We start from the raw sequence: 15,847 nt of genomic DNA, 5'->3' as shown, positions 1-15,847 counted from the left end.
GTGAGGTCGTCGGGCAGTGTCCTGCCAATTGGCGCACCCCAAATGCCCAGTGTGGCGAAAAATGGACTCACTCCTCGACAACGCGATCATGTCGATCCAACTCGGCCTGGAAGATCACGCCTCTCCCGATAAGCGGCGCGTGATTTCCGCCGCACGGAACCTGTATGCGGGAGTGCTCCTGCTCTGCAAGGAGGTCCTGCGACGCCTGTCTCCACCAAATTCCAACGACATCCTCATCCGGACAAGAACGAGAGCGATCAGGGGCGCCGACGGGATCGTGTGCCTGGTGGGCAGCGGCAACAAGACCATAGATCGGACGCAGATTGAGGAGGTGTTCAGGCAACTGGCGGTGGCGGTTGATCTCTCGAAGCTGAGACGGCTCGCCGAGATCAGAAACGATATCGAGCATATGCATCCCAACGTGGGGCCAGCACTGATCCAGGAAGCCATCGCCGACGCGATGCCGATCATTCGGACGATCATCGTGAACGAACTTCAGGAGGAGCCTGGGGACTTGCTCGGTCCGGAAGCCTGGGCGGCGTTGCTGGACGAGGCGCGCGTGTTCAAGGCAGAGCAGGATGCCTGCCGCGAGAGCCTCGGATCGGTTGGATGGGGAAGCGAGGCTCTCGCCAGTGCCGTGAGTGAGTTCAGGTGCCCAAATTGCACGTCCACGCTGATTCGGAACGGAAACCCTGCGGCAGCGCAGGTCGGGGAACTGCAGCTGATCTGCTCGAAATGCGGCGAGGAAGCGGATCCTGATGGCGTCGTCGAAGAAGCTCTCAACCGCGCTCTGGAATGGGACTCCTACATCGCTGCCAAGGAGGGGCTTGAGCCGGCTCTGGACGAGTGCCCTGAGTGTGGAAAACACACATTCGTCCTCGGAGAGAACCGGTGTGTGAACTGTAATTTCAGCATACGTGGATATGAATGCTTCGTGTGCTCAGAGCCGCTTACGCTGGATGAATACCGGTTCGGCGATGGCAAGCTTTGCAGCTACCACGAAAATGTTCTTTCCAAGGACGACTGACCCGCGTGTCTTGGCGAAGTGTGGGGTTGAATGTGGGGCAATTTTCTACATCTCTAAAATTATCGTTGTTCTTCAATTAGATACACAAAATCTATGGCGGACGGGGTGGGATTCGAACCCACGAGAGGCTTGCACCCCTGGCGGTTTTCAAGACCGCTGCCTTCAACCACTCGGCCACCCGTCCGTGCCTCGGCGGCATCGCAGGGGCATCGATACCTGGGCTGATCGCCCGCCGCAAGGCTCTCGCCGTGTCCCCGGCCCGGCACCGGCCCGGCACCCCGGCGGACGACTTCGCAGGCGGCCCGACGGACGCACCGTTTACCCCTTTGTCACATCGTGTCGGACTTGAAGCCGCCGCGCAGGCGTGGCACACGCCTAGTGGGGACGCGGGTTCGGACATCAGCCAGGGAGTTGGCGGTGAGGATGAGTTTTGGAACTGCGCCCTCGGCAGCGCGTCGTGCCGGTCTCGGGGTGAGGCCGATGCTGGCCGCTCTGGTGCTGGCCGTTCTGGTATTGGGCGGGTCGGTCGTGGCCGGCTCGTGGTCGCCGGCGAGCGCCAACCAACAGCCGTTCGACGCCTGGCTCGACGGGGTGCGCCAGGAGGCGCGGGATCGCGGCGTGTCAGACCGCATCCTCGACGCGTCGCTCACCGGCATCAAGCCGATCCCGCGGATCATCGAGTTCGACCGCAGCCAGCCGGAATTCAAGCTGAAGGCCGACGAGTACCTGGCGCGGGTGGTGACCCAGGGCCGGATCGAGTACGGCCGCAGGCTGATGGAGCGTCATGCCGATCTGCTGGACCCGATCTCCCGGCAGTACGGCGTGCAGAAGCGCTTCATCGTCGCCCTGTGGGGGATCGAGACCGATTTCGGCCGCATCACCGGCGGCTTCGACGTGGTCACCGCGCTGGCGACCCTGGCCTATGACGGCCGGCGCAGCGAGTTCTTCCGCAAGGAGCTGATGTTCGCCCTGGAGATCCTGGAGCAGGGACACATTGCGCCGAAGGACATGCAGGGCTCCTGGGCCGGGGCCATGGGCCAGAGCCAGTTCATGCCCTCCAGCTTCCATAACTTTGCCGTCGATCAGGACAAGGACGGCGACAAGGACATCTGGGGCAGCCTGCCCGACGTGTTCGGCTCGATCGCCACCTACCTGTCGAAGTCCGGCTGGCGCGACGACATCACCTGGGGCCGGGAGGTTTCGATTCCCGCCGGCTTCGACAAGTCGGTGATCGAGAAGGAGACCCGCAAGACCCTGCCGGAATGGGAGGCGCTCGGCGTGCGCAAGGTCGGCGGTGGCGCGCTGCCCGGCCGGGCCGTGGAGGGCCGGATCGTCGAGGTCACCCAACGCAACGGCTCTTCGCGCTACTTCATGGCCTACGAGAATTTCGAGACGATCCTGAAGTGGAACCGCTCAACCTATTTCGCGATCGCGGTCGGTACGCTTGCCGATGCCCTGGCGGCACGGTAGTTTCACGATCTAGCGGTGGAAATCATCGGGACCACCAAAATATGCTGATATCGGACCATTTCCCTTCTGTCGGTCGCTGGTTCTCGGCCGTTCTGCTCGGCATGGCCCTGGCGCTGTCGGGCTGTGCCGAGACCGAGCTGCTGGTGCACACGGCCAAGACCGCCAAGAGCCAGAACGACACCGGGTCCAAGGGCTACTACAAGGTCGGCAACGCCTACGAGATCCAGGGGGTCTGGTACTACCCCAAGGAGGAATGGGACTACGCCGAGACCGGTATCGCGTCCTGGTACGGTCCCGGCTTCCACGGCAAGCAGACCGCCAATGGCGAGGTGTTCGACGAGAACGCCCTGACCGCCGCCCACCGCACCCTGCCGATGCCCAGCATCGTGCGGGTCACCAACCTGGACAACGGCCGCTCCATCGTCGTGCGGGTGAACGACCGCGGGCCCTTCGCCCATGGCCGCATCATCGACATGTCGCGCCGCAGCGCTCAGCTGCTCGGCTTCGTGCGCAAGGGCACCGCCAAGGTCCGGGTCGAGCTCATGGAACCGGAGAGCCTGCAGGAGCGGGCGGAGGCCCGGGGCGAGCAGTACGTACCGAACCCGGATCCGACCCTGCCGTCGGCACCCGCGCCCAGCGCCGCACCGTCCGGCTCGGTGCAGGTCGCCGTCCTGAACGCCCCCAGCGGCGCGCGCAGCGCCCGGGCCGCGCCGGCGGCAACCTCGATCGCACCTCCGGCGGCGGCGACGACGGTTCCTGCGTCGCGGGTTCCGGCCAGAGCCACCACGAGCGCCGGCACAGCCTCGCCAGTGCGTCCGCTGGTCAGCCGCACCCAGCCGGAGCCGACTCAGATCTACATACAGGCCGGGTCCTTTGAGGATGCCGACAACGCCCACCGCCTGACCGGGCGGCTGGGCGCGTACTTCCAGAGCGCCCATGTGCAGCCCGCCCAGGTGTCGGGCAAGACCTACTACCGGGTGCGCATCGGCCCGATAAACGACGTGGACAATGCCGACCGGCTGCTCGAGCGGGTGATCGTCGCCGGGTATCCGGGATCGCGCATCGTCCTCGACTGACCACATGGCCGCGACCCTGCGCCATACCGGACCCATGTCCCGTACCGGAACCGCCGCACTTCCGTCCCATTCGGCGGCCAGACTGTCCTTCCATCGTACCTTCCAGAGCCACCCCGACCGGAGCGGACCGCCGAAGATGAGAGTCAGCATCCTCACCCGTCTCGCCACACTCGCCCTGTTCCTGGTGCTTGCGGTCCCGCCGGCCGCCGAGGCCGCCCGGATCGAGACCAACGCCCGCGAGGCGATCCTGCTCGACTACGATACCGGCCAGGTGCTGTACCAGAAGAACGCCGACGACCCGATGCCGCCGGCGTCGATGACCAAGATCATGACCGTCTTCCTGGCCTTCGAGCGGCTCGCCGACGGCCGGCTGAAGATGGACGACGAGATCCCGATCTCCGAGAAGGCCTGGCGCAAGGGCGGCTCCAAGATGTTCGTGGAGATCGGCTCGCGGGTCAGCGTGCACGACATCCTGCACGGCATCATCGTACAGTCGGGCAACGACGCCGCCATCGCGCTGGCCGAGGCGATCGCCGGGACCGAGGAGGCCTTCGCCGAGCTGATGACCGAGGAGGCGGCGGCGATCGGTATCGAGAACGCCACCTTCCGCAACGCCACCGGCTGGCCCGATCCGGAGCACCGCATGACCGCCCGCGGGCTCGCCATCCTGGCGGCGGAGACCATCCGGCGGTTTCCCGAGCACTACAAGATCTATGCCGAGGAGACCTTCACCTATAACGAGATCAAGCAGGGCAACCGCAATCCGCTGCTCTACAAGGGCATGGGCGCCGACGGCCTGAAGACCGGCCACACCGAGAATGCCGGCTACGGCCTGACCGCCAGCGCCAAGCGCGGCGACCGGCGGCTGGTGATGGTGGTGAACGGCCTGGACAGCGTCAGCCAGCGCGCCAGCGAGAGCGAACGCCTGATCGAATGGGGCTTCCGCGAATTCGACAACTACAAGCTGCTCGAACGCGGCGAGGCGATCGATCAGGCGGCGGTGTGGCTGGGCGACCAGCCCACGGTGCCGCTGGTCACCGAGGACGAGCTGTTCCTCACCCTGCCGCGCGCCGCCCGCAAGGAAATGCGGGTCACCGTGGAATACGAGGGTCCGATCCCGGCGCCGATCGTGAAGGGCCAGGTCCTGGCCCGGATGCGGATCGCCGCCCCGGACATGGAGGATCGCGTCGTGCCGCTGCTGGCGGGCGAGGATGTCGGCAAGCTCGGCCCGCTCGGCCGCATCACCTCGGCGGTCGGCCACCTGATCTGGGGCCCGAGCACGGGTGACTGACGCCACGCCTCCCGACCCGAAGCCTGTCGACCCAACGCCTGTCGACGGGCAGCCCCGGCCGGGACGGTTCATCACCCTGGAAGGCGGCGAGGGGGCGGGCAAGTCGACCCAGATCGCCGCGCTCTGCGCTTGGCTCGGCACGCGCGGCGTCACCGCGGTGCGGACCCGCGAACCCGGTGGTGCCCCCGGGGCGGAGGAGATCCGCCGGCTGCTGGTCACCGGCGAGCCCGGCAAGTGGGATGCCATCACCGAGGCCCTGCTGATGAACGCCGCCCGGCGCGACCACGTGGTGCGCACCATCCGGCCGGCCCTGGCGCGCGGCGACTGGGTGGTCTGCGACCGGTTCTACGACAGCACCCTGGTCTATCAGGGCATCGCCGGCGGCGTGCCGATGGCCACGCTGCGCAACCTGATCGACGCAGCGGTGGAGGACACCCGGCCCGACCTGACCCTGATCCTCGACATCGATCCGCAGACCGGCCTCGACCGGGCGGGCGCGCGCGCCGCGGGTGGGGCAGGGGAAGGGGCGGAGACGCGGTTCGAGCGCAAGGGCAGCGCCTTCCACATCCGGGTCTGCGAGGGGTTCCGGGATCTGGCGGCCCGCGAGCCGGAGCGCTGCGTCCTGATCGACGCGGCTCAGCCGGTCGACGCCGTCACCCGGGACATCCTGTCGGCCGTGTCGGCCCGCCTCCGCCTCGGCTAGAGTGTGACCATGAGCGACGCAGACAACGACGACGCCGAAGCCGCAGGCCTGCCGTCCCCGTCGGCGGCCACGGAACTGCTCGGCCATGCCGACGCCGAGCACCGGCTGCTGGAGGCCTGGAACTCCGGCCGGATGCCCCATGCCTGGCTGTTCGCCGGCCCGCCGGGCATCGGCAAGGCGACGCTCGCCTTCCGGCTGGCCAAGTTCGTGCTGTCGGACGGCGGGGCGGGGGCCGGCGGCCTGTTCGGCGAGCCGCTGCCGCCGACCAGCCTGTCGGTCGATCCCGAAAGCCAGGCCGCCCGTCAGGTCTCGGCGGAATCCCATCCGGACCTCAAGATCCTGCGGCGCAAGCCGAACGACCGCGGCGTGATGAGCGCGGTGATCCGGGTCGACGACGTGCGCGCCTTCGAAAGCTCCCTGCATTTCAAGACCAGCTCCGGCGGCTGGCGGGTGGCGATCGTCGACGAAGCCGAGAAGATGAACTCGAACGCCGAGAATGCGCTTCTCAAGATACTTGAAGAACCGCCGTCCAAGACATTGATTATCATCGTTTCCAACGCACTGAACGCCATGCTGCCGACGACCCGGTCGCGTTGCCGACGGCTGATGATGGCGCCGCTCTCCGACGAGGTCGTCTCCACGCTCGTCAACCGCGCCCATCCGCATCTGCCGCGCCCCGACCTGGACCTGATCCTGCGGCTGGCCGAGGGCAGCCCGGGCCGGGCGCTGGAATTCGTGGAGGCCGGCGGGGCGGAGCTCTATCGCAACGTCGCCAAGGTCCTGGCCGACCTCCCGGAGGTCAGCGGCGAGAACCTGCACGCCCTGGCGGGCAACTGGGGCGGGCGCAAGCCGAAGGAGGGGGAGCGGGACCCGTTCCGCACCGGGACCGACCTGCTGCTGCGCTGGATCGATCGCACCATCCGGGCGGCCAACCACGCCCCGGGCCTGCACGAGATCATCCCCGGCGACCTGGAGGCCGGGCGCGTCTATGTCGCCCGCATCGGCGTGGAGGCCGCGTTCCGCCGCCGCGAGGCGGTGCAGCGGCTGATCCGGCTGGAGAGCGCGCTGAATTTGGACCGCAAGCAGGTGCTGATCGACGCCATCCATACCCTGGCCTTCGGCGAAGGGCTGGAACGCCGCCGCGCCTGAGCCAAACTAGCGTGTACCGCCCCTTGATCGCCCCGGGTTGGCGGGGTAGGCAGGGGCCGCCTCCTTCCGGGGCCCCAGCGGAGACTTGGCCATGCGCCCGACCTACTACATCACGACGCCGATCTACTACGTGAACGACAAGCCGCATATCGGTCACGCCTATACGACGCTCGCCTGCGACGTGATGGCCCGGTTCAAGCGGCTCGACGGCTTCGACGTGATGTTCCTGACCGGCACCGACGAGCACGGCCAGAAGGTGGAGAAGGCGGCCGAGGCCGCCGGCGTCGACCCGCAGAGCTTCACCGACCAGGTCAGCCAGAATTTCCGCGATCTGGCGGCGTTCATGGGCTTCAGCAACGACGACTTCATCCGCACCACCGAGCCGCGTCACGTAAAGGCGACCCAGGAGATCTGGCGCCGGCTGAAGGACAACGGCCACATCTATCTCGGCGCCTATGCCGGCTGGTACTCGGTGCGCGACGAGGCGTTCTACACCGAGACCGAGGTCAAGACCGTCGACGGCCAGAAGATCGCCCCGACCGGCGCGCCGGTGGAATGGGTGGAAGAGCCGTCCTACTTCTTCGACCTGTCGAAATGGCAGGACAAGCTGCTGGCCTTCTACGAGGCGCATCCGGACTTCATCCTGCCCGAAGCCCGCCGCAACGAGGTGGTCTCCTTCGTGAAGGGCGGGCTGAAGGACCTGTCGGTCAGTCGCACAAGCTTCAAATGGGGCATTCCGGTACCGGGCGACGAGGACCACATCATGTATGTGTGGCTCGACGCGCTGACCAACTACATCACCGCCGCCGGCTTCCCGGACACCTCGGATAAATACGCCAGGTACTGGCCGGCCGACGTGCACATGGTCGGCAAGGACATCCTGCGCTTCCACGCCGTGTACTGGCCGGCCTTCCTGATGGGCGCCGGGCTGGAGCCGCCGAAGCGGGTCTTCGCCCACGGCTGGTGGACCAACGAGGGCCAGAAGATCTCCAAGTCGGTCGGCAACGTGATCGACCCGATCGCGCTGGTGGAGACCTACGGCCTGGATCAGGTGCGCTATTTCCTGATGCGCGACGTGCCGTTCGGCAATGACGGCGACTTCAATCACCGCTCCATGACCAACCGGATGACGTCGGAGCTGGCCAACGACATCGGCAACCTGTCCCAGCGGGTGCTGTCCATGGTGGCGAAGAACTGCGGCGCCGCCGTGCCGACCCCGGGCACCTTCGCGCCGGAGGACGAGGCCTTGCTGGCGTCCGCCGATGCGCTGCTGGACACCGTGCGCAGACACTTCGACGTGCAGGCCTTCAACAAGGGGCTGGAGGCGATCTTCGACGTGGTCGGGGCCGCCAACCGTTATGTGGACGAGCAGGCGCCCTGGGCGCTGCGCAAGACCGATCCGGCGCGCATGGCCACCGTGCTCTACACCCTGGCGGAGACGATCCGCCACGCCGCCCTGCTGCTGCAGCCGGTGATGCCGACCTCCTGCGCCAGGATGCTGGACCAGTTGGCGATCCCCGAGGATGCGCGCGGCTTCGACCGGCTGAGTGCCGAGCACCGGCTGGTGCCGGGCACGCCGCTGCCGAAACCGGAAGGCGTCTTCCCGCGTTGGGTGGCGCCGGAGGAGACGACCGCTTGACCCAGACCGAGACCACGACCCCGCCCATCCTCGTCGACAGCCCCATTCTTGTGGATAGTCATTGCCACCTGGATTTCGACGACTTCGCCCCCGAACTGGACGAGGTCGTCGCCCGGGCGCAGCGCGCCGGCATCGCCCGCATGGTGACGATCTGCACCCGTATACGGCGCTTCGCCAAGATCCGCGCGATCGCCGAGCGCTTCCCGCAGGTCTACTGCTCCGTCGGCACCCACCCGCACCAGGCGGGGGAGGAGCGGGGCATCCCGGCCGAGGAGATCGTCGCCCTGGCGAACAGCTTCGACAAGGTGGTGGCGATCGGCGAATGCGGGCTCGACTATTTCTACGACAACAGCCCGCGCGACGCCCAGGAAGAGGGCTTCCGCGCCCATATCGCCGCCGCGCGCGAGACCGGCCTGCCGCTGATCGTCCATACCCGCGACGCCGACGAGGACACCGCGGCGATCCTGGAGGAGGAATACGCCAAGGGGCCGTTCACCGGCGTCCTGCACTGCTTCTCCGGCGGCCGCGCGCTGGCGATGCGGGCGGTGGATATCGGCTTCTACGTCTCGCTGTCGGGCATCGTGACCTTCAAGAAGAGCCAGGACATCCGCGACATCGTCGCCGACCTGCCGGCCGACCGGCTGCTGGTGGAGACCGACGCGCCGTTCCTCGCCCCGCCGCCCCATCGCGGCAAGCGCAACGAGCCGGCCTATGTGGTCCACACCCACCGGGTGGTGGCCGAGACCCGAGGGCTGGACGAGGCGGAGAGCGCGCGGCTCACCACGCAGAACTTCCTGCGGCTGTTCAACCGGGTTCCGGCACCCGAAGGGTTCGAGGCAGCTGCGTGAGAGTTGCGGCATGAAGATCACCATGCTCGGGTGCGGGGCCTCGGTCGGCGTGCCGAGCCTGAGCGGCGGCTGGGGCCACTGCGACCCGGCCGAGCCGCGCAACCGCCGCCGCCGCTGCTCGATCCTGGTGGAGAAGGACGGTCGCCGGGTGCTGGTCGACGCCTCGCCCGACCTGCGCGAGCAGTTGCTGGACGCGCGGGTGGACAGCATCGACGCGCTGCTCTTCACCCACATGCATGCCGACCACACCCACGGCATGGACGACCTGCGCCCGCTGTTCTGGACCACGCGGCAGCGGATCCCGACCTATGCCGACGCGGTGACCTGGGCGGACCTGATGGCCCGGTTCGGCTACATGGTCGAGGCCGCCCCGTCCTCGCCGCCGCATTTCGTGCCGCCGCTGCAGCGCCACGACATCGACGAGGGGGTGTACGAGATCGCCGGGATGCGCGTGGAGGTGATGCGCCAGGACCACGGCGTGTCCGGCGAGAGCCTGGGCTTCATCTTCGACGGCAAGGTGGCCTATTCGACCGACGTGGCAACCCTGAGCGAGGCGCAGCTCGACCGGCTGGCGTCGTTCGGGCTGGAGCTGTGGATCGTCGACTGCCTGCGCGAGGAGGAGAGCGGCGCCCACGCCTCGCTCGCCCAGGCCACCGGCTGGATCGCCCGGGTGGCGCCGAAACAGGCGTATCTCACGCACATGAACGGCCGGCTGGACTACGCCCGGACCCTGGCCAAGTGCCCGCCGGGGGTCGAGCCGGGGTATGACGGGCTGGTGGTGCAGGTTTAGGCGGCCGCTCACCCCAACCGTCGTCCTGACGAAAGTCAGGACCAGGAATCCAGCGCCGGATCTGGGTCCCGGCCCGCCCCCGGATCAGGTCCGGGGGCCTCCGGGATGACGGATTTTTAACATAATCAATAACTTCCCCGTCATCCCGGCGAGTTCCGGGCTTGACCCGGAGATCGGCTGGGACCCGGTGCTGGCCTGGGACTCGTGATCCTGACGTGCGTCAGGATGACGGGAAGGATTTAGGGCGCGCGCCCAACGCGAGCGGTGAGGGCGCGTTCCCTGCCGCGAGGCGCACCTTCGCCGGCCTAACGCCAAACGCTCTCCGGCACCGCATCCTCCTCCAGCACCGTCAGCCGCGCCGGGCGATGGCCGCCGCGCCGCCTCAGCATCGTCCTGAACCCGTCGCGCACCCGTTCCATGTCCAGCACCAGATCGTGCCGGGCCGACACCGCCTCGCAGCGGTCCAGCAGCTCGTCGAACGCCGCGGCACAGCGGGTCGGCAGCCGCACATGCGGGCTCGCCAGGATCAGCCAGCGCGGCTCCTTCTCGGCGCGGAACGGGTCGGTGCGGGCCAGGACACGCTGGGTCACGTAGAACTCCATGCAGCCCTGGAAATAGCCCCGCACCTCGAACAGCACCGGGCCGCCGCCCTCGGGGATCTGGGGGATCAGCGGGTCGTCGCGCGCCATCTCCTCCATCTCGGCCTCGAGCACGGCGAGGTCGATCAGCATCTCCTCCAGGAACAGCTCCAGCACGTCGGCCTCGGTGGTGTGCGAGCCGAAGCCGTGGACGAAGGCGGCCAGGTGAGGGGGGATGACCGTGTAGTAGTCCTCGCGGGCGGAGGTCTTGTGGCTGCGGCACCCCGCACCGGCGTGCCAGGTCAGAATGCGGCCCGGTTTCTTCAGCGCGCGTTCGAGTGCTACCCTGGTCATGGAAGACCCACACTGGTTACAGACGAATCGTATCGCGAAAACGGAGCGGCGTCCCGCCATGATCGATCCCAAGCTGCTGGGCGACCTCGCCAAGGACCATCAGAAGAACGTGATGACCCGCGACGAGGCCCGCGCCTTCCTGAAGGATTTGATGGCGGTCTGCCGCCAGCACCGGGTGTTCCTGCGCACCGCCGACCAGACTATCCGCTTCTCCAAGGTCTTCGCCGACAGCGACCAGCGCACCGTACTGCGGGCCATGGTCGACAAGGAGGGCCGCTGCGCCGCCGCCCAGATCGACTACAAGAGCCCGTCGCCCTCCTCTGAATAGCGCATGTCGGAATAGTGCATGGCCGAATAGCCAGCGCATGGACCAATAGCGCGAGACCGAAATCCCGGAATAATGGTATGGCATTGCCCTGACATAACCGGGGGACGCGCCATGACTGCCACGCACGAGCTGCCTGCCATCGCGATCATCGGCGCCGGACCTTCCGGGCTGGCCATGGTGCGCTGGCTGAACGCCAAGGGTCTGAAGGCCGTCGTCTTCGAGGCGGCGGACGGCCTGGGCGGCCAGTGGAACCCGGCGGGGGCCCATACCGCCACCTGGCCCGGCATGCGCACCAACACCAGCCGGGTGATGACCGCCTTCTCGGATATGGACCATCCCGAGGGCACGCCGGTCTATCCGACCCGCGAGCAGATGCACGCCTATCTGCAGGCCTATGCCGACCGGTTCGACCTCGCCGGCGCCATCCGCTTCGGCTGCCGGGTCGAGGGACTGGCGCGGAAGGAGGGCGGCTGGCGCCTGGACTGGCGCACGGAGCAGGGGAGCCAGAGCGCCCGGTTCGAGCGGGTGATCGTCGCCACCGGCCGCCAGATCAAGGCCGAGGTGCCGCAGATCCTCGGGCTGGACGGCTTCAGCGGCCGGCTCGGCACGCGCCATACCAGTGCCTATGACGGTCCCGCCGACTGGCAGGATGCCTCGGTGCTGGTCGCCGGCTGCTCGATCAGCGCCCTGGAGATCGCCGCCGAACTGGCGCACCACGCGGACCGGGTCACCGTCGCCTACCGCCGCCAGCGCTACGTGCTGCCCAAGCAGATCGTCGGCGTGCCGACCGACCACGTGATGTTCACCCGCGTCGCCGCCCTGATGGCGGAGAAGTTCCCGCCCGAGGCGGTCGCCGAGGGACTGAAGGCCCAGGTGCTGAAGGTCGCCGGCAACCCGGCCGACTGGGGCGCCCAGGTGCCGCACGACAACGTCTTCGCCGCCGGCATCACCCAGTCCCAGGGCTTCCTGCCCGCCGTCTCCGAAGGCCGGATCGCCACCAGGCCCTGGATCGAGCGGATCGAGGGCGACACGGTGCGCTTCGCCGACGGCAGCGCGGAGCGGGTCGACGGCCTCCTGTTCGGCACCGGCTACACGCTGTCCCTGCCGTTCCTGGCACCGGAGATCGCCGAAACCCTGCAGCTCGACCCCGTCGGCATGGACCTGTTCGCGCAGACCTTCCACCCCGACCTGCCGGGGCTGGCCTTCGTCGGGCTCTACGAGCTGCTGGGTCCGTACCTGCCGGTCCTGGAGCTGCAGGCCCGCTGGGTGGCGGAGACCCTGGCGCGTCCGGAACTCCTGCCGGCCGGCGAGCAGATGGCCCAGGCGATCGCCGCGACGCCGCCGGAGTTCAAGCGTCCGCCGGCCGTTCCGATGAACGCGCTGGCGGTGATATTCGCCCGGCTGCTGGGCGCCGAGCCGGCGTTTGGCGACTGGCCGCGGCTTGAGCGGGCGCTTGCGGTCGGTCCGCTGTCACCGGCCTCGTTCCGGCTGAGCGGCCCCGACGCCCAGGACGACGCCCCGGCCCGGACCGCGGCGGCGGCCGCCGCCTTCGGCCATATCGTCAGCGATGCGCTGACGCCAGAGGAGCAGGGGATGCTCGGCGCCTTGGCAGCGGAGTGACCGCGCCGGGGTGAGGGCAGCCTCCGTCGCTTCCCCCATTTCTTTTCCGTCGTCCCGGTTCTATTCCATCCTCCCAGTTCTATTGCGTCTCCCCGGTCTTAAACCGTCTTCCCGGCCTTGTGCCGGGATCGAGGGGGACCGTATGAGCGCTCTCCTCGGCGCTTCAGCCCGTGGAAGGCTGGGTCCCGGCGCAAGGCCGGGAAGACGGGGAAGGGTGGATTGCACGCTCAGGGTAACGGCATTGGATGATGGGGAGGGAGCAGAGTGCGGGACAAGCACGGCGCCGATTTTACCGCCGTCATCCCGGGCGGCCCCGGACTTGAGCCGGGGACGGGCCGGGACCCGGCTGCGTGACTATGGGTAACGGTCGACTCCCGTGTCGATTCCGGAGTTCACCGGGATGACGGGTGGAGGCGAGGGCGGGCTGTGCCCCCCTTACGACCGCACCAGCACCCCGTACCAGCCGAGCCCGGCGTAGGTCTCGTAGCCCGGGGTGCGGTGGAAGCCGACGGTGGCGCCGTCGGGGGTGTGGTAGGTGCCGGAATCCTCGCCGCCGGTGCGCAGGTCGAACGTGTCGCTCTGGCCGCTGCCATGCCCCGCATCGGCGATGATGCGGTTCTTGGCGTCGACCAGCATCACCCGGGTGCTGGCCTGTTCCGCCTTGGACAGGCGCACGCCCTGGACGATCGCCTCGGCCTGGGGGCCCCAGTCGAAATGGATGCCCAGCACGCCCAGCGGGCGGCCGTTGTGCTTGGCGTCCTGGCGGATCGCCGCGGCATAGGTCGCGACCGGCTTGTGGCCGAGATGCGGGTTGGCGGCGATATCGGCCACCACGTAGTCGTCGCCGGTGGCCGTCTGCATCGCCTCGCGGAACCAGGGCTCGCGCGATACGTCGGCGCCGACCGCCTTGTAGCTGTCCGGCCGGCCGTTGGCGACGACGCGGCCCTGGGCGTCGGCGATCCAGAGGTCGAGATAGACGGTATACGCGTCCAGAATCACGCCGAGGCGCTGCGAGGCATGGCGCATCGCGCCGTCGTCGGGGGCCTGCAGGCAGTCGACCACCGCACTGTCCGTCGCCCACCAGCGCACGTCGCAGGTCCGCTCATACAGGTTCCGGTCGATCAGCTCGACGGCGTTCAGCGCCAGGTCGACCAGACGCTGGCCGGTGAGGTGGTCGACCACCGAGCGGCCGATGGTCTCAAGCAGAGTGGTCTTCTCCGACAGTTCGGCCACCAGGGCGTCGGCGATGGCGGCGATCTCGGTGGACACGCCCTTGACCTCGCCGGCGACCACCGCGAAACCGCGGCCCAGCTCGCCGACCCGGGCGCTCTCGATCAGGGCGTTGAGCGCCAGAATCCGCGTGCGCCCCGTGATCGACTGGATCTCGGCGATCTTCTCGCGGCTGATGCGCGCGACTTCCTCGCTCAGCCGGATGATCTGGCCGGGATCGGTCGCGTCGGTGGTGCTCGTCTTGCTGTCCGTCGGGGCGGCAAGGCGGTTGAGTTTCGGCTCGGAATTCATCGGTAGCCCCTGGAGACACGGTCGGAACGGCTCACTTCGGGGCGCCCGCCGGCGTCCCCAAGAAAAACGTTGCCGACCTTACGTCGCAGGGATTTCCGAAACCCTAATATGGCCGCGCCGGGTACAGCCCGGCACGGGTCTCTGGGCACGGAGCGTGGATCAGCGTTTAACGTCATGAGTTCGGCGTTTCCATGCGACCGATAACCGCTGTCCAAAGTCGAGCGACAAGACCTGAACCGGGAACATCATACCTTACCCCTAAAAATAGTGCGCGTTCGAAGAGTGTTCGCGGTCGGCGCCGGGCGGCTGCCATGCGCGCAGAACGGCTGGTCTGGACGGCTGTTTCCGCGTTTCTACGAGCCGGACGGCATGAGGAGCGCTGCTCCGCACCGTTGGATGGCGATGGGGGAATCGGATCGGGGGAGCCTTTGGCGGCGTATCCGGCCGCCGCCGGGCGCCAGCCGTCGCGGCGGCGGGATCGGCAAAGGGGCCCCGATGTCGGGACGCCTGGGACGGAATCGGCTAAGATCCTGTGAATGAAGCATCCGTGATTTCCCATAATATACATTATGCGCGTTACGCGGAACGGATGTTCCATATGACCGCAGCCACGGCACCTCCCTCCCACTGCTGACGACCGAGGTGCCCCATGGCACCTAAGGTCAAGCACCAGCGGGATAATTCCCCGACCGTCACCCTCTCAATCGAGGTTCCGGCAGACCTTGCCGAGGCCGTTGCGGCGGTTCTTGAGGCGACGGCGGATGCATTGCGCCGCGCGTCACCGGAAATTGGGAAATCGACCGCCGGCGACGGCGGCTACGCCGACGTACCGGGCAGCGCTGCGAAAGGCAGCGCCTATCTCTCTGACCGGCGCCAGCGAAGCTGGGTGCTGTACCGGTTCGTTCGCCGCTCCGTCACCAACCAGGCCATCCCTCGGACGCTTGAGGAGATCATCGCCGAGGCCGCCATGCTGGTGGATTTCGATGACGCCACGGCACAGCAGCTCTACCAGGTCAAACTGCGGGTTCAGAACCGCAAGCTACGCAAACGCAGGAACCGGGAAATCACCCGCCTCGCCCGTAGCGATGCGTCCCTCACGATCACTCACATTGCCGAACTGATCCATCGGCGGCGCGTCTACGGCGACGTCTCACGTTCCACCGTATCGCGCGTCCTCTCAGTAGCAGAACGCGAGCGCAGCCGGGTCGCTCACGAGACGACAAGAACGGCCGTTGGCCGCCTTTTGGCGGCGACCACCTTCAATCCGGCGGGAAAAGGTCGGGATGCCGGGGGTGAGCCGTGAGCGCCCGCCTCAGCCGCCTACCGACGCCATTCCAGGGCACGGACGCTGTCCGCTCATGCGAGAGCGGAGGAGCGCCGTCAGGGTCCTTCTCGGGAGACCGCACGCGCAGCGTGCGGCGGAAGGGCCTTGACGGTGTGGAGCCGCTCCCAC

General features: G+C 67.8%; 14 protein-coding genes and 1 tRNA gene. 12 read left to right on the top strand and 3 right to left on the bottom strand.

Translation table 11 applies throughout. The annotated features are described in order from the left end of the window. Nucleotides 1–61: 61 nt before the first annotated feature. Nucleotides 62–1,027 (top strand): hypothetical protein, encoded by a 966-nt coding sequence (locus tag BLS34_RS01765; RefSeq protein WP_093147693.1) that lies wholly within the window; start codon nucleotides 62–64, stop codon nucleotides 1,025–1,027. Between the two features lie 94 nt (nucleotides 1,028–1,121). Here BLS34_RS01765 and BLS34_RS01760 read toward each other — a convergent pair. Then, a tRNA-Ser gene (locus BLS34_RS01760) sits at nucleotides 1,122–1,211 on the bottom strand. Between the two features lie 296 nt (nucleotides 1,212–1,507). Here BLS34_RS01760 and BLS34_RS01755 point away from each other — a divergent pair. The 8 genes from BLS34_RS01755 (at nucleotide 1,508) to BLS34_RS01720 (ending at nucleotide 9,993) form a co-directional block, all read left to right on the top strand. Beyond that, nucleotides 1,508–2,497, top strand: coding sequence for a lytic murein transglycosylase (locus tag BLS34_RS01755; protein ID WP_093147691.1), 990 nt, complete (start codon nucleotides 1,508–1,510; stop codon nucleotides 2,495–2,497). Nucleotides 2,498–2,538: 41 nt separating this feature from the next. Then, entirely contained in the window at nucleotides 2,539–3,573 is a 1,035-nt protein-coding gene (locus BLS34_RS26600) for a septal ring lytic transglycosylase RlpA family protein (protein ID WP_093147690.1), read from the top strand. A 136-nt stretch (nucleotides 3,574–3,709) separates the two neighbouring features. Further along, nucleotides 3,710–4,864, top strand: a complete 1,155-nt coding sequence (locus tag BLS34_RS01745) for a D-alanyl-D-alanine carboxypeptidase family protein (RefSeq protein WP_028794813.1) — start codon at nucleotides 3,710–3,712, stop codon at nucleotides 4,862–4,864. Continuing rightward, on the top strand, nucleotides 4,857–5,567 hold the full coding sequence (tmk, locus tag BLS34_RS01740; RefSeq protein ID WP_093147687.1) for a dTMP kinase: 711 nt from the start codon (nucleotides 4,857–4,859) through the stop codon (nucleotides 5,565–5,567). Before BLS34_RS01745 ends, tmk begins: the two co-directional genes overlap by 8 nt. A 9-nt stretch (nucleotides 5,568–5,576) precedes the next feature. Further along, nucleotides 5,577–6,716: a DNA polymerase III subunit delta' gene (locus BLS34_RS01735; protein ID WP_093147685.1), complete on the top strand. Its 1,140-nt coding sequence runs from the start codon at nucleotides 5,577–5,579 to the stop codon at nucleotides 6,714–6,716. A 91-nt stretch (nucleotides 6,717–6,807) separates the two neighbouring features. Beyond that, entirely contained in the window at nucleotides 6,808–8,355 is a 1,548-nt protein-coding gene (metG, locus tag BLS34_RS01730; RefSeq protein ID WP_093147682.1) for a methionine--tRNA ligase, read from the top strand. A 44-nt stretch (nucleotides 8,356–8,399) separates the two neighbouring features. Then, entirely contained in the window at nucleotides 8,400–9,203 is an 804-nt protein-coding gene (locus tag BLS34_RS01725; protein ID WP_093148118.1) for a TatD family hydrolase, read from the top strand. A gap of 10 nt (nucleotides 9,204–9,213) precedes the next feature. Next, on the top strand, nucleotides 9,214–9,993 hold the full coding sequence (locus tag BLS34_RS01720) for an MBL fold metallo-hydrolase (RefSeq protein ID WP_093147679.1): 780 nt from the start codon (nucleotides 9,214–9,216) through the stop codon (nucleotides 9,991–9,993). A 305-nt stretch (nucleotides 9,994–10,298) separates the two neighbouring features. Here BLS34_RS01720 and BLS34_RS01715 read toward each other — a convergent pair whose 3' ends face one another. Continuing rightward, a complete protein-coding gene (locus BLS34_RS01715; RefSeq protein WP_093147677.1) occupies nucleotides 10,299–10,925 on the bottom strand; it encodes a hypothetical protein in 627 nt (208 codons plus the stop codon). Between the two features lie 58 nt (nucleotides 10,926–10,983). Between BLS34_RS01715 and BLS34_RS01710 the strand changes: the two genes are divergently transcribed. Both BLS34_RS01710 and BLS34_RS01705 read left to right on the top strand, forming a co-directional pair. Further along, complete coding sequence (locus tag BLS34_RS01710; RefSeq protein ID WP_028794819.1) at nucleotides 10,984–11,253, top strand: hypothetical protein; 270 nt, start codon at nucleotides 10,984–10,986, stop codon at nucleotides 11,251–11,253. 111 nt (nucleotides 11,254–11,364) lie between these two features. Continuing rightward, complete coding sequence (locus BLS34_RS01705; protein WP_093147675.1) at nucleotides 11,365–12,873, top strand: flavin-containing monooxygenase; 1,509 nt, start codon at nucleotides 11,365–11,367, stop codon at nucleotides 12,871–12,873. Between the two features lie 435 nt (nucleotides 12,874–13,308). Here BLS34_RS01705 and BLS34_RS01700 read toward each other — a convergent pair whose 3' ends face one another. Then, a complete protein-coding gene (locus BLS34_RS01700; RefSeq protein ID WP_093147673.1) occupies nucleotides 13,309–14,394 on the bottom strand; it encodes a methyl-accepting chemotaxis protein in 1,086 nt (361 codons plus the stop codon). Between the two features lie 649 nt (nucleotides 14,395–15,043). Here BLS34_RS01700 and BLS34_RS01695 point away from each other — a divergent pair. After that, complete coding sequence (locus BLS34_RS01695; RefSeq protein WP_093147670.1) at nucleotides 15,044–15,697, top strand: hypothetical protein; 654 nt, start codon at nucleotides 15,044–15,046, stop codon at nucleotides 15,695–15,697. Nucleotides 15,698–15,847: the final 150 nt, after the last annotated feature.

Origin of the sequence: Thalassobaculum litoreum DSM 18839 (assembly GCF_900102465.1) — a bacterium.
In the GTDB taxonomy this organism is placed as follows: domain Bacteria; phylum Pseudomonadota; class Alphaproteobacteria; order Thalassobaculales; family Thalassobaculaceae; genus Thalassobaculum; species Thalassobaculum litoreum.
This window is presented reverse-complemented; position numbering and strand designations above follow the sequence as displayed.

Coding starts and splice junctions, on each gene's coding strand:
- BLS34_RS01755 (WP_093147691.1), top strand. CDS start 1,508: ATGCTGGCCGCTCTGGTGCTGGCCGTTCTGGTATTGGGCGGGTCGGTC.
- BLS34_RS01735 (WP_093147685.1), top strand. CDS start 5,577: ATGAGCGACGCAGACAACGACGACGCCGAAGCCGCAGGCCTGCCGTCC.
- BLS34_RS01745 (WP_028794813.1), top strand. CDS start 3,710: ATGAGAGTCAGCATCCTCACCCGTCTCGCCACACTCGCCCTGTTCCTG.
- metG (WP_093147682.1), top strand. CDS start 6,808: ATGCGCCCGACCTACTACATCACGACGCCGATCTACTACGTGAACGAC.
- BLS34_RS01765 (WP_093147693.1), top strand. CDS start 62: ATGGACTCACTCCTCGACAACGCGATCATGTCGATCCAACTCGGCCTG.
- BLS34_RS01715 (WP_093147677.1), bottom strand. CDS start 10,925: ATGACCAGGGTAGCACTCGAACGCGCGCTGAAGAAACCGGGCCGCATT.
- BLS34_RS26600 (WP_093147690.1), top strand. CDS start 2,539: ATGCTGATATCGGACCATTTCCCTTCTGTCGGTCGCTGGTTCTCGGCC.
- BLS34_RS01720 (WP_093147679.1), top strand. CDS start 9,214: ATGAAGATCACCATGCTCGGGTGCGGGGCCTCGGTCGGCGTGCCGAGC.
- BLS34_RS01705 (WP_093147675.1), top strand. CDS start 11,365: ATGACTGCCACGCACGAGCTGCCTGCCATCGCGATCATCGGCGCCGGA.
- BLS34_RS01695 (WP_093147670.1), top strand. CDS start 15,044: ATGGCACCTAAGGTCAAGCACCAGCGGGATAATTCCCCGACCGTCACC.
- BLS34_RS01710 (WP_028794819.1), top strand. CDS start 10,984: ATGATCGATCCCAAGCTGCTGGGCGACCTCGCCAAGGACCATCAGAAG.
- BLS34_RS01700 (WP_093147673.1), bottom strand. CDS start 14,394: ATGAATTCCGAGCCGAAACTCAACCGCCTTGCCGCCCCGACGGACAGC.